General features: G+C 49.6%; 11 protein-coding genes. 3 read left to right on the top strand and 8 right to left on the bottom strand.

Going from position 1 to position 12316, the window contains the following annotated elements:
- Nucleotides 1–10 precede the first annotated feature (10 nt).
- Together LCS67_RS20600 and LCS67_RS20605 are read right to left on the bottom strand one after the other, a co-directional pair.
- Nucleotides 11–700 (bottom strand): LrgB family protein, encoded by a 690-nt coding sequence (locus tag LCS67_RS20600; RefSeq protein ID WP_001067096.1) that lies wholly within the window; start codon nucleotides 698–700, stop codon nucleotides 11–13.
- Nucleotides 693–1103 (bottom strand): CidA/LrgA family protein, encoded by a 411-nt coding sequence (locus LCS67_RS20605; protein ID WP_000257347.1) that lies wholly within the window; start codon nucleotides 1101–1103, stop codon nucleotides 693–695. Before LCS67_RS20605 ends, LCS67_RS20600 begins: the two co-directional genes overlap by 8 nt.
- 103 nt (nucleotides 1104–1206) lie before the next feature.
- Between LCS67_RS20605 and LCS67_RS20610 the strand changes: the two genes are divergently transcribed.
- Nucleotides 1207–2094 (top strand): LysR family transcriptional regulator, encoded by an 888-nt coding sequence (locus LCS67_RS20610; RefSeq protein WP_000354962.1) that lies wholly within the window; start codon nucleotides 1207–1209, stop codon nucleotides 2092–2094.
- A 94-nt stretch (nucleotides 2095–2188) separates the two neighbouring features.
- Here LCS67_RS20610 and LCS67_RS20615 read toward each other — a convergent pair whose 3' ends face one another.
- The 4 genes from LCS67_RS20615 to soxR form a co-directional block, all read right to left on the bottom strand.
- Complete coding sequence (locus tag LCS67_RS20615; RefSeq protein ID WP_001542845.1) at nucleotides 2189–3835, bottom strand: Na+/H+ antiporter; 1647 nt, start codon at nucleotides 3833–3835, stop codon at nucleotides 2189–2191.
- A gap of 149 nt (nucleotides 3836–3984) precedes the next feature.
- The gene (ghxP, locus tag LCS67_RS20620) at nucleotides 3985–5334 is read right to left on the bottom strand and encodes a guanine/hypoxanthine transporter GhxP (protein ID WP_000106907.1); all 1350 of its coding nucleotides are present in this window, start codon (nucleotides 5332–5334) and stop codon (nucleotides 3985–3987) included.
- 346 nt (nucleotides 5335–5680) lie between these two features.
- Nucleotides 5681–6349 carry a glutathione S-transferase family protein gene (locus tag LCS67_RS20625; protein ID WP_000958575.1) on the bottom strand — a complete coding sequence of 223 codons (669 nt, stop codon included), beginning with the start codon at nucleotides 6347–6349 and terminating at the stop codon, nucleotides 5681–5683.
- A 292-nt stretch (nucleotides 6350–6641) separates the two neighbouring features.
- Entirely contained in the window at nucleotides 6642–7100 is a 459-nt protein-coding gene (gene soxR / locus LCS67_RS20630; RefSeq protein WP_000412686.1) for a redox-sensitive transcriptional activator SoxR, read from the bottom strand.
- A gap of 86 nt (nucleotides 7101–7186) precedes the next feature.
- Here soxR and soxS point away from each other — a divergent pair, with 86 nt between their 5' ends.
- Complete coding sequence (soxS, locus tag LCS67_RS20635) at nucleotides 7187–7510, top strand: superoxide response transcriptional regulator SoxS (RefSeq protein WP_000019483.1); 324 nt, start codon at nucleotides 7187–7189, stop codon at nucleotides 7508–7510.
- Here soxS and LCS67_RS20640 read toward each other — a convergent pair.
- Nucleotides 7498–9099 (bottom strand): EAL domain-containing protein, encoded by a 1602-nt coding sequence (locus LCS67_RS20640; RefSeq protein ID WP_000083658.1) that lies wholly within the window; start codon nucleotides 9097–9099, stop codon nucleotides 7498–7500. The two genes, soxS and LCS67_RS20640, sit on opposite strands and share 13 nt — an antisense overlap.
- Nucleotides 9100–9662: 563 nt before the next feature.
- On the opposite strand from LCS67_RS20640, the gene LCS67_RS20645 reads away from it, so the two are divergent.
- Nucleotides 9663–9944, top strand: a complete 282-nt coding sequence (locus tag LCS67_RS20645) for a YjcB family protein (protein ID WP_000719058.1) — start codon at nucleotides 9663–9665, stop codon at nucleotides 9942–9944.
- Nucleotides 9945–10221: 277 nt separating this feature from the next.
- On the opposite strand, the gene siiF is transcribed toward LCS67_RS20645, so the two are convergent.
- Entirely contained in the window at nucleotides 10222–12288 is a 2067-nt protein-coding gene (gene siiF, locus LCS67_RS20650) for an SPI-4 type I secretion system protein SiiF (RefSeq protein ID WP_000358574.1), read from the bottom strand.
- Between the last annotated feature and the right edge of the window lie 28 nt (nucleotides 12289–12316).

Genomic DNA, 12316 nt, shown 5'->3' on the forward strand with positions numbered 1-12316 from the left:
CGGAGGAAAATCAGAACATTACCCTCGCCACCAGCGGGGCTGCCAGCACCATCACCACGCCGGACAGCATCATTACCAGACTGGCGACGACACCCTCCTGCTGACCAAGTTCATAGGAACGCGCCGTGCCCGCCCCATGTGACGCCGCGCCGAATCCTGCCCCTTTTGCCATGCCTTCCCGGATAGAGAGACGCAAAAATAGCGCGTCGCCGACCGCCATGCCAAACACGCCAGTGACGACCACGAACAGCGCCACCAGATCTGGCTGCCCGCCCAGGGGTTCTGCCGCCGCCAGCGCAAACGGCGTAGTAACGGAACGTACCGCCAGACTACGCTGAATCTCATCCGATAACGTGAACAGACGCGCCAGCCAAACGGAACTGGTGACCGCCACCACCGTCGCCGTCACTACGCCCGCAGTGAGCGACATCCAGTGACGTTTGATAATCGCGAGGTTATCGTACACCGGCACCGCAAAGGCAATGGTCGCCGGGCCGAGCAGCCACAATAGCCAGTGCGATTCACCAATATAGTTTTGCCAGGAGATATGACCGAACACCAGCATTAACACCAGCAGTGCTGGCGTCAACACTAATGGCATCAACGGCAGTTTGCGAAAACGGCGATACAGACGCTTATTGGCGAAGTAAATCCCCAGCGTAATCACCAGGCACAGTACGCTTAACTGAACGTTATTCACGGTTTAGCCTGCTCATCTCATAGCGATACACTTTATCCACCACCCACGCCGTCGCACCGAGTACCATTAAGGTACTGATCGCTATCACCGAGAAGATGCGCCAGCCGTCCACCAGTAACAGATGGGCATAGTTCACTACCGCCACGACGGCGGGAACAAAGAATAACAGCATCTCCGCCAGCAGCCAGCGTGCGCCTGCGCGTACCCAGCTAAGCGGAATAATCCGGCAAACGATCAGCGCCAACATAAGTACCATGCCGACCAGATTCGCGGGCAACGGCAGGTGCAGCCAGGAGACAAGATATTGGGAAAAAATGAATAAACCTGCATAGAGCAGTACCTGAACCGGTACCTGGAGTCGTTGCACAACGGCAGGCGTAACGCGGCTTATCGCCACAGCCATGAGGGAATGTCCTGAAAAATAATACGGAGCGCCAGTATAGAGAACCTCCGTCACGGGCAGAAATGAATTAAAATCATTGCAGGCATAGTCGGAAGGAATAATCATGGATATCAGAACGCTGCGTTATTTTGTCGAGGTGGTGCGCCAGCAAAGTTTCACCCGCGCAGCGGAGAAGTTATTTGTCACCCAGCCCACCATTAGCAAGATGCTGAAAAATCTTGAAGATGAGCTTAACTGTACGCTACTGATCCGCGACGGACGTAAGTTATTGCTGACCGATACCGGACGCGTGGTGTTTGAACGCGGTCTGGCGATCCTCGCTGAGTTTCGCCAGTTAGAGGCCGAGTTGAGCGATATTAACCATCTCAACAAGGGCGTGCTGCGGCTGGGTATTCCCCCGATGGTCGGCATGTTGATGGCCGGGCCAATCAGTTTGTTTCGACAACGCTACCCTGGCGTTGAACTCAAAATTTCGGAGTTTGGCGGCCTGACGGTACAGCAGGCGGTAATGAATGGCGAGCTGGATGTTGCGATGACCGCGCTCCCGGTGGAAGAAGCGAGCGGGCTGACGACATTATCGCTGTTCAGTCATCCGCTGTGCGTGCTGGTTCCCCGTTCAGGTCAGTGGACAACCTGCGACTCCATCGCGCCTGAAGCACTGGCGGAGCATCCTCTTCTTATCTATAACGAAGACTTTGCCCTGAGCCGCCAGTTGATGACCTTATTTAGCCAGCATGACGTAAAACCACGGATTGCCGTGCGCAGCGGGCAATGGGATTTTCTCGCCGCCATGGTGCAAGCGGGCGTCGGCATCGCCATTTTACCGGAGCCGATTTGTCAGCGTCTGGATAAGGCCACGCTGCGCTGGCTGCCGCTGGAAAGCGATCTCCGCTGGCAGTTGGGCATGATTTGGCGAGAGGGCGTGTATCTGTCGCACAGCGCCCGGGCATGGTTAACCTGTTGCGAAGGGTTTTGGCTGAAACAACCGTAAGCCATGGGTTAAAACCCTTGCCGGATGGCGGCGCAAGCACCTTATCCGGCCTACTTGTAGGCCCGGTAAGCATGGCGCCACCGGGCCACAAGGACTACTGATTTTCTATCAGTAACGCCTCCATCAAATCCAGGTCGTGCAGCAGCTTTTGCAATGTTTCATTGCTGATTTCTCGTGTGGCGCGCAGATGATACAACTCGGCGCGTTCGGAACGCAGCGCGGCAAGACGGAAACGTCGCTCCAGGTTTTCTTCCTGTATGGAGCTTTCGACATCGTTTCGCCCATCGGCACGGCGACGCAAGTTACCAATGACACGCGAGCTTACTTCAGTAAGCAACTGATTATCGATGTTTTCTTCGGTATCCGCCGCCAAACGCTCTTCCATTTTCTGAATGGCGACAATTGCCACCTCCGCCGTCGCCGCACGGGCGATACGCTCCTCTTTCAACTGTTGCGCATGATCGGCGACTTCCAGATGTTGCAACAGCAGCGGCAGCATGATCACGCCGACAAATAACGAGAACAGAATGACGCCAGCCGCCAGGAATACCAGTTCATAACGCGCCGGAAATCCGCTGCCATCCGGCAAAAGTAACGGTATAGAGAGCACACCAGCCAGGGTGATCGCCCCACGAACGCCAGCGAAGGAAGCAATCAGAATTTCACGCGACGTCCAGCTGGCGAACTCCATCGGTTTCTTCTTCAAAAAACGCAGGCTGAACTTTTTCATGGCCCATAGCCAGCCGAAGCGAACCAGCATCAATGCCGCATAAATCAGCACGATATCGGTAAAGAGCATCCAGGTTTCGACATTCGGGTCAGCTTCCGCCGCCGCCAGCGAAGATTCCAGAATACCCGGCAATTGCAGTCCCAACAGCAGAAAGACCATACCGTTAAAGACAAATTCCAGCATCGCCCAGGTACTGTTCGCGCGCAAACGCATTGCCAGCGGCGCGCGGCGCATTACGCCAGAACGGGTGATGGTCATCCCGGCGGCAACCGCGGCCAGGATGCCTGAGACGCCAATATGCTCGGCAATCAGGTAAGACGCGAAGGGCAGCAGAAACAGCAGGACAATTTGCGTCGCGGGTTCATCGCCGCCCCAGCGGCTCAAAAAACGCAGCGAGCGGCCATACAGCCAACTGACCACAAAACCCGCCAGAATACCGCCGATAGCGACCTTAAAAAATTCCAGCGTCGCGCCGCCGACGGTAAAGACCATCGTCCCCATCGCCACCGCGACGGCGAATTTCAGCGATACCAGACCGGAGGCGTCGTTCATTAACGCCTCTCCCTGCAGAATGCCCATGATTTTTTTCGGGATGCGCCCCTCGCCCACAATTCCGGAGAGCGCTACCGCATCGGTCGGCGACAGCACAGCGGCCAGCGCAAAGGCGGGGATCAGCGGAATGCCGGGCACCAGCCAATAAATCAGGAAGCCGATTCCCACAACCGTTACCAGGACCAGCGCCAGCGCCAGCCCGAAAATCTCTCGTCCATGCTCAAGAAATTCACGGGTCGGCGTCTTCCAGCCATCCGCAAACAGCAGCGGCGGAATAAACAGCACCAGGAAGAGTTCCGGGTCGAATTCCACATGCAAACCAAACGTCGGCCACGCCAACAGCGCGCCAATGGCGATCTGCATAAGGGGTAAAGGAAGCTGGAAGGGTAATACACGCGTAAATACCCCCGACAGCGAGACCACAAGGGTCATGATGAGTATTGTGAAGAAAATTTCCATGCGTTCCCTGTTTGCGATGTTTTTTATGATGGAGAAAGGCATCATGCCTCGGTTTCACCTTCTTCAGATTAACGCAAAAGGTAACGTGATGTGTCCTGAAAATGAAAACGGGCGACCAACGCCGCCCGTTTTTCAGAATGAAGGCAGAACTAGATAGCCCAGCCGCCGGCATAAAAAGCGACCAGCGCGACCGCAATGACGACAGTTCCGATATTCAGCTTACGCCATTCGCCGGAAACCAGACGCCCGACGACCAGCGTGGCAAAGCCGATCATAATCCCGGTGACAATGTTACAGGTCAGTACAATAAATACGGCCGTTACCAGCCCCGCCATCGCATCGACGAAATCAGCAAAATCGATTTTCGCCACGTTACTCAGCATCAGCAGACCGACATACATGAGCGCCGGGGCGGTTGCGTAGACGGGAACGAGATAAGAGAGCGGCGAAAGAAACAGGATCAGCAAAAACAGCACGCCCACGGTAATCGCCGTCAGGCCCGTTTTACCGCCCGCCGCCGTACCGGCCGCAGACTCGATATACACCGCGGCTGGCGCTGCCCCGACCAGGCCGGAGAAAACGCTACTCAGGGAGTCGGTGGTTAGCGCTTTGCCGCCATCAATAATTTGTCCATCTTTGTCCAGCAGATTAGCCTGCCCTGCGACCGCACGGATCGTTCCGGTCGCATCAAACACCGCCGTCATCACCAGCGCCAGTACGCTTGGCAGAACGACAGGGTTTAACGCGCCCATAATATCCAGGCTGCCGATCAGCGAGTTGCCGTTTTCATCGCTCAACGAAGGCATGGCGAAAATGCCGGAAAAATGGACGTTAGGATCGAAGAGCAAACCCACAATAGAAATGCCAATAATGGTCAACAGAATGCCGCCGGGGACTTTCAGCTTTTCCAGACCGAGAATAACAGCCAGCCCCACAAGCGACATAATCACCGGGAAGGTGTCGAAATCGCCCAGCGCGACCGGCAGGCCATCCAGCGGGTTTTTAATGACCAGGCCGACGCCGTTGGCGGCAATCAGCAACAAAAACAGGCCAATACCGATACCGGTTCCGTGGGCCACGCCCTGTGGCAAGTTACGCAAAATCCAGCTACGAATGCCGGTGGCGGAGATAACGGTAAACAGTACGCCCATCAGGAATACGGCGCCAAGCGCGACCGGTACGCTAATATGCTGCCCCAGGACCAGGCTAAACGCGGTAAACGCCGTCAACGAGATAGCGCAACCGATAGCCAGCGGCAGATTCGCCCAAAGCCCCATAACGATAGAGCCGACGCCTGCGACCAGGCAGGTCGCTACAAAGACGGCGGCAGGCGGGAACCCGGCTTTACCCAGCATCCCTGGCACCACGATGACGGAGTAAACCATCGCAAGAAACGTGGTTAAGCCAGCAACGACTTCCTGGCGAACGGTGCTCCCGCGTTGTGAAATTTTAAACCAGGCGTCGAGTGAACCGCCGGTACGCGCTGAAGGCGTAGACATAGAAAACATCCCCTGAGAATTTATTATTCGTCGGTATACGCGGGAGGTAATCCACTAACAGCGCAACGTTATCTCCTTGTGCTACATTTACGACAACCGGGGCGCCGCAAAAAAGCAAACGTTTAGCTCCACGTATACAAAACGGGTGGCAAAAAAAAGCAAACGATTATCCAGCGATCATCAACGCTTTTTCAACTGAACTTTGCCGCTTTTTATGCTTTTCTGCTTAGTATGCTCAATAAATCGCCAGACGATGCGCAAACGTTATCGTCCCTGCGCAATCCAGCAACAATTTTTCGCATCGCTGTTAGCAAATACGTTGCGCAATCTGCTCACAAAAACGCCATTATCCGCCAGGAATGGTAAACGGACCGCCCTGCTGAATCGCTCGTTGCCAGGCTGGACGCATTTCTACCCGCGCTTTCCATGCGTTGATATGGTCGAGATGAGCGATCCCGCCTCGGGCAAGCAGCGCAAATAGCGGGAAGCTCATCTGGATATCCGCCATACTTAACTGCTCTCCGGCAAACCAGGGGTGATTTGCCAGATGCCCGTCAATAAAGCGCGCATGGGTTTCCAGTTGCGGATTGAGGTACGCTTTTTGCGCGCCCTTACCGATAACGCCGCCCAACGTTCGCAGGCCCAATGGTACCGGCGGTTTACCCAGAGAGGTAAAGAGCAGTCTCATCAATAGTAAGGGCATGAGCGAACCTTCAGCGTAATGTAGCCAGAATCGATAGTGTTGTTTCCCCTGCGCATCCGCAGGTTTAAAGCGTCCGATACTGTCGTAAGTGTCCTGCAAATATTCCAGGATGGCGCCCGATTCCGCAATAACCATACCGTGATCTTCAATAACCGGAGACTTGCCCAGTGGATGCACTTTTTTCAATGCCGGCGGCGCCAGCATGGTCTTTTCACGCTGGTAACGCACAATCTGGTAAGGCAACGCCAGCTCTTCCAGCGCCCAGAGGATGCGCTGCGAACGAGACTGATTTAAATGGTGCACCGTCAGCATGGCTGTCTCCTGTAAGGTATGCCAACTAACTATAGAAAATTATGGCAGTTGCCGTAAAAATTTCGGCTAAAAAATCAGCATTTCGCTGGCGAACAGGGCGTCGTCGCTTACACTTACAGTATCAACACAAACCGGAACCTCCACCACGTGCTCGATATGAGGGGTGTTGACGTCGGGGGAAACCCTCCTGTAATCAGCGGGATAGAGCGAAAGACAAAGACCGGAAACAAACTAAAGCGCCCTTAGCGGCGCTTTAGTTTTAGGTGAACTCAGCCCGATGGCCGAGTGCATGTTAATCATCTTCAAGCAGCCGGGCACCCGTCCCGTGTTCGCCAAGCCTGTCGCCTGGATTTCGCAGCGGACAGTCGCTACGCGATAAACAGCCGCAGCCGATACAACCGTCCAGCTCATCGCGCAACGCCACCAGCGTATGAATACGTCGGTCTAACTCTTCGCGCCACTGCGAGGAGAGCTGCTTCCACTCTTTCGCGCTTAACGTATGCCCTTCCGGCAAGATACCAAACGCGTCGCCGATAGTTGCCAGCGGGATGCCGATACGCTGGGCGATCTTGATAATCGCGACATAACGCAACACGTCACGCTTGTATCGCCGTTGGTTACCGCTATTACGGATACTGGTAATTAGCCCTTTGCTTTCATAGAAGTGCAGGGCGGACACAGCAACACCGCTACGTTTCGCAACTTCCCCCGGCGTCAGTAAGGCTTTTAAACGGGGAGATTTTTTTTCCATAAATCGCTTTACCTCAAGTTAACTTGAGGAATTATACTCGCCCGCAGACAAAACGACGAATCGAATACTGTTTAAGAGGCAACAATATGTCGCATCAGCAGATAATTCAGACCCTTATCGAATGGATTGATGAACATATCGACCAACCGCTAAACATTGATGTGGTGGCAAAAAAATCGGGCTACTCCAAGTGGTATTTACAGCGGATGTTTCGTACGGTAACGCATCAAACATTAGGCGAGTATATTCGCCAGCGCCGTCTCCTGTTGGCGGCTGTTGAGCTACGAACGACCGAGCGCCCGATTTTTGATATCGCGATGGACCTGGGCTATGTATCGCAGCAAACCTTCTCGCGTGTATTCCGCCGCGAGTTCGATCGCACTCCCAGCGATTACCGTCACCGCCTGTAGGGCGTCTGCCCGCGTATCGTCAGAGGCGCGGGCGTTTGTTGTAGCCAGGAGATGAATTCCTGCGGTGGTAACGCTTTCGCAAAGTGCCATCCCTGACAATACTGAACGCCGCGTTTTAGCAACCAGCTAACCTGTTCAGCCGTTTCAACCCCCTCCGCAATGATTTTTAGCCGCAAACTTTGCGCCATTTCAATAATATGTTCCACAATCAAATGGCTGGCGCTATTAGTGGTTAGCGTGTCGACAAAAGATTTATCAATTTTTAAAAGGTCGACATTTAATGAGTACAGGTTATGCAAGTTCGAATAGCCGGTACCAAAGTCATCAATTGCCACCTCGTATCCCGCCTGGCGAAACGCCTGAATAATCGGCGTCATTTTAGGCACATCAATAAATCCGCGCTCGGTCACTTCAACCTTTATCTGTTGCGCAAGCACTGAATGCTGACGCGTTTTTTCATGAATCATCACAATTAGTCGGGAAGAGAGAAAATCGGCGGCAGAGAGATTGATAGAGACATAAAGATGCGGGTGCGCGGCCAGAAAACCACCTAAATCATTAAATACCTCTTCGACGACATAATCGGTGATCTGCTCAATCATCCCCTCTTTTTCCGCCAGCGGAATAAATTCGCACGGGCTCATCACCGGACCGTGATAGCCCGGCCAACGCAATAGCGCTTCGGCACCTACACATGTCCCGTTTCGGATATCAATGATCGGCTGATAATGAAGGCAAAGCTGGTGCCTGGTAATGGCCCGTTGCAGCAATCGACGCGGTGAGTAATATGCCTGCCGGGATCGTGACCACATAAATAAGACGATAATGCTACAGATGATCCCTAACGGTAGCGTTAACGTAAGCTGATGAAAGAGGTTCTGGTAAAAGCGTTGCTTTGAGGTTGAAACAATCGCGGCAACCGGTCGTTTTGCTGATTTAACCAGAGTATAAAAACGCTCACCCTGTTGGAACACAGGTTCACTCCGTCGTACCAAAGGTAATAGGTGATCAGCCTGCGCCTGTTCACTCAGAGAGAAAAAGGTGTTGGTCACCGTATCATACATTCCCCAGGCCAACGCCGGATCGTCTGACATCACCTCGCTATAAGATAAGGGATTGATAACCGCGACATAGTTTCCCCGCTGCATATATGTCATTTTATAACCGTTGAAAAAAGGCGTATCACGATAGTAATAAATAGCGATGTCAGGCTTTCGTTTATAGTCAGCGCGGGGAATAAAATAAGGACTTGTTGGCGTCATAACCGTAGAGCATAGAAAACGCTGGCCCTTAGCATAAATCAACTCATTAATGTACAAACGACCGCGGATAATATTCAGCATTCGCTGTTGATGGGCTGGCGTACAGGCTTGCCCCTGATATTGTTCAGCGGCATCGCGGGCTAAATTCGCTTGCAGGATAACCCGCTCCGTTTTATCTAATACCAACTGCGCAAATGAATGTAACTGATTTCTGGTTTCAGAGACTGCCCGGATATGAGCAAACCAGATCGCCAGCAATACAGGAAGTAACACCACAATGATCGTTCCGAGAAATCTCAACACCTTGCGTCGTGTGCTTTGACTCATTTTCAGCCTATTTCCCTGCATTATTTGTGACTATTGTTGGCAAAATAAGACGTGAACCAAACGGAGGTTTACGGTGCATGAATTTATCAATATTAGCAACAGACTTTTACCGATCAACATTTACCATTAATAACTAAGCGCAATCTCTCTCGCATACCAGGCAGGACGCTAAATATTTTTGATAACATCAGATTTATACCTAAGTAAACGATGGGGTATACATCTTTACTCCTTTCTTTTGATAAATAACTTGATATTTTTATCAGGTCTGAATTTCACGAAAAAGAAATAAAAGAGTAGTAATAATACATCTTTGCTTTCCGGCTGTTTCTCTACGGACGCGCAGAAGTCACACAAAAAATAAGGTTATAAAACGCACAAAAAATACATTGCCGATCTGGCGAACAAGCCTGTTTTTGTGATATAGTTCACAAAAACAATGAAACAGAAACAATGTTTCATTCGATGTTGATGTGACGTCCGTTGATAGCCAGAATGTCCCACGTTTCCCGGGAACAACGCCGTGCTGTCCTGGACAAAGGTCTATTCAGAGGAAATGTTTCATGGCTGCCATAACCACTGGTGTCGTTCTTCTCCGCTGGCAACTGTTGAGCGCCGTGCTCATGTTTTTAGCCAGCACGCTCAATATCCGTTTCCGTAAATCAGATTATATTGGTCTGGCGGTGATCAGTAGCGGTCTGGGCGTGGTATCCGCCTGCTGGTTTGCCACCGGTTTACTCGGTATTACCATGATGGATCTCGCTGCGATCTGGCATAACATTGAAGCCGTAATGGTCGAAACGATGAGCCAGACCCCGCCAGAATGGCCGATGGTGCTGACCTGATACGCTATCGCTGCCGATGAAGCCGCCCACCGGTTATCTCAACGCGGAATCGCGCGCCAGGAGTAGCCTTGCGAACCATCACGTCCCTCGCATTGCCGTTGATGAGGGCCGCCAGGTGTGGTTATCCAAAAATGGCAAGTGGAATAGCCCTAACAGAATCGAGCTAAACTTATTGAAGACATTGCCGACTCGTTAAATGACAAAAAAGACCCGTTTGTGCAACGGGTCTTTTTTATTAAGCAGTACCACCTGATAACAGCGACAAGCGCTGCTTATTTTACATTAATAATTTATCCGGAGAACAATCACGGATTATTTTTCCACCTTTCATTACCAGAACCCGGTCAAAATACTTTATCAGATATCGACGATGCGTCACCATGATCAACGTTTTCCCATGAATAAACTCATCTAAGTTATCAAAAATTTGCTTCTCGGTATTTTCATCCAGATTTGATGTTGGTTCATCCCATAAAAAGACGCTGGCGTTACTGCTCAGACTACGTGCTAATAATAACTGCTGTTGCTGTCCGGATGACAGGTTTTTAGCCATAAAATTCACCGGAAACTTCAGCCCCATAGGATGTTGCAAGATAAAACCACAGTTCGCCAGATGGAGCGCCTTGAGTACCCGGCCCCTGTCGTTTTGCGGTTTTAACGCGAAATTACTTTCAATGGTTCCGGTGAATAAAACATCATGTGTCGTCACCACGCTTAAATGCTGAGAAAAAAAGTTCTGCGATAAATGCCCTAAGTTATATCCATCATATAAGATGGCGCCGTCTGTTGGCGAAAGGTAGCCAGATAGCATTCCCAGTAATGAGCTTTTTCCTGCACCGCATTCGCCTATCACTGCGACACGCTGCCCCGCAGGTATGTCTATAGACAGTCGGTTAATAATCATCGGAGATTGAGCGTCATACTGATAACTCACACCCCGAATAGAGATATCGCCATTGCACTTTGATATGGACTGTAATGCCGGTGTTTTTTCTGCCTGATCTTCATCAAAAAAAGAAAGCAGATCCTTACCGGTTTTTTCTGCTGATAAAATAGAGATTAATGTAGAAGAAAAATTCGAAATGATCCCGGAAATACGACCAGAGACAATGACAGATGAAACAATTGCGCCAGTAGTAACATCACCCTTGATTACCATAAAAAAGGCTATTACCATAATAGTTATTTGGGTAATAGATGACATACTCCCCAATATAGATTGATAGATAAGATTTAATTTCCTTATCTTCAGGTTAAGATACGACTGTTCATTTGATGTGTTGACCCAATCAAAAAGTAAACCTTGATTATTTAAGGTATGGATCATTTTAATAGATAAGAAAACCTCTGAGATGAAGATATTTCTGTTCTTCTGTCCTTCTTTTTGTTTGTTCATTAACTCATTAGTATAATGGTGGTTAACGAGGGAAATAATAATAGAGACGATAAACATGGTAACAGGGACAATAACGACCAGACCTAAATTTACATATATAACAATGAGAAATATAATAAATATTGGAATATCGGCTATACGTTGAAAGATCGAGTTTAATAAAACGGGTTTAATTTTCTGAAACTCATTCCATAGCACAAATGCTGATGACATGGATCTGCCATTTTTCTTTTTACTATAAAGTACCGCTTCAAGAAATGCGATATCAATATCGACGTCATCCTGCCTTGCTGTGATAGACTGATAAATATCTTTCGAAGTACGAAGGATAAACTCAAAAACAATAAATACAGCAACAATTATAGCCACGCCAAATAAAGATGAAACCGAAGCACTTGGAACAAGCTTATCATAGAACAGATTACTAAATACTGGAATAGTTAACGCAAAAATTGCCATAAAAAGAGATGAAAAGAAGTATTTAGTATAAAAAATCTTGTTCATCGATAAAGAGTTTTTTATGATATTTTTTACTCTTATACTATCAACAACTTTATTTAAAGGTAGTATACTAAATGCAGATAACTCTTTTAAATATTCATCTTCAATTTCAACATAACAGAGTTCACCGCGCGCGTTTACCAACTTTATTTTTTGCCCGCCACTCACACACACCATCCACTTCATTTCTGGTGTTAATAGTAAAATCGGCATAGGCTCATTTAGTAAATCCTCACCATTATTAAATAATATATCCTGTAGAGAAAGCCCTAACGACAAAAAGAAATTCTTCATTTGTATAGAGTCGTCAGTGTTATTTCTGTCGTACTTTTTAAATCTTAAATTTATATCATCTTCTTTGATGTCAATTTTTATGTTGAATTTTTTAGACACTATAGATAATGCCGTTTCCGCACTTAAATAATAAGGTTCTAGTTTTTTATCCATAAGTAAACCCCCTCACCCAAAGGTGAGG

The organism is Salmonella sp. A7, from assembly GCF_020181675.1.
Classification (GTDB): Bacteria; Pseudomonadota; Gammaproteobacteria; order Enterobacterales; family Enterobacteriaceae; genus Salmonella; species Salmonella enterica.

Excerpts from the sequence above, each read along its gene's own strand:
- LCS67_RS20605 (WP_000257347.1), bottom strand. The coding sequence starts at position 1,103 with ATGGCTGTGGCGATAAGCCGCGTTACGCCTGCCGTTGTGCAACGACTC.
- LCS67_RS20610 (WP_000354962.1), top strand. The coding sequence starts at position 1,207 with ATGGATATCAGAACGCTGCGTTATTTTGTCGAGGTGGTGCGCCAGCAA.
- LCS67_RS20615 (WP_001542845.1), bottom strand. The coding sequence starts at position 3,835 with ATGGAAATTTTCTTCACAATACTCATCATGACCCTTGTGGTCTCGCTG.
- ghxP (WP_000106907.1), bottom strand. The coding sequence starts at position 5,334 with ATGTCTACGCCTTCAGCGCGTACCGGCGGTTCACTCGACGCCTGGTTT.
- LCS67_RS20625 (WP_000958575.1), bottom strand. The coding sequence starts at position 6,349 with ATGCTGACGGTGCACCATTTAAATCAGTCTCGTTCGCAGCGCATCCTC.
- soxR (WP_000412686.1), bottom strand. The coding sequence starts at position 7,100 with ATGGAAAAAAAATCTCCCCGTTTAAAAGCCTTACTGACGCCGGGGGAA.
- soxS (WP_000019483.1), top strand. The coding sequence starts at position 7,187 with ATGTCGCATCAGCAGATAATTCAGACCCTTATCGAATGGATTGATGAA.
- LCS67_RS20640 (WP_000083658.1), bottom strand. The coding sequence starts at position 9,099 with ATGAGTCAAAGCACACGACGCAAGGTGTTGAGATTTCTCGGAACGATC.
- LCS67_RS20645 (WP_000719058.1), top strand. The coding sequence starts at position 9,663 with ATGGCTGCCATAACCACTGGTGTCGTTCTTCTCCGCTGGCAACTGTTG.
- siiF (WP_000358574.1), bottom strand. The coding sequence starts at position 12,288 with ATGGATAAAAAACTAGAACCTTATTATTTAAGTGCGGAAACGGCATTA.